Below are 274 nucleotides of genomic sequence, written 5' to 3'. Positions count from 1 at the left end.
GTCCAGTAACAGGAAAGCCCCTGATGAAAACCGCCATCGTCTTCGCCTACCACGACATCGGCTGCGCCGGCCTCGCCGCGCTGATCCAGGCCGGCTATCCCATCGCCGCCGTCTTCACCCACCCGGATGACCCGAGCGAGAACCGCTTCTTTGGTTCGGTGGCCCAGCTCTGTGCCCGCCACGGTATCCCGGTGCATGCCCCGGAAGACGTCAACCACCCGATCTGGGTCGAGCGCATCCGCGCCCTGGAGCCGGATTTCATCTTCTCCTTCTA

The 274-nt window shown here is 64.2% G+C and carries 1 pseudogene; it reads left to right on the top strand.

Annotation, left to right across the window (positions count from 1 at the left end):
* Positions 1 to 23 precede the first annotated feature (23 nt).
* Positions 24 to 274: pseudogene (locus PVZ72_RS00010) on the top strand (bifunctional UDP-4-amino-4-deoxy-L-arabinose formyltransferase/UDP-glucuronic acid oxidase ArnA); the annotation flags it as partial.

It is taken from the genome of Pseudomonas sp. LA5 (assembly GCF_028640825.1).
GTDB lineage: Bacteria > Pseudomonadota > Gammaproteobacteria > Pseudomonadales > Pseudomonadaceae > Chryseomonas > Chryseomonas aestiva.
Note: the sequence above shows the minus strand (reverse complement) of the source record. Positions and strands in the feature narration are given on the sequence as shown.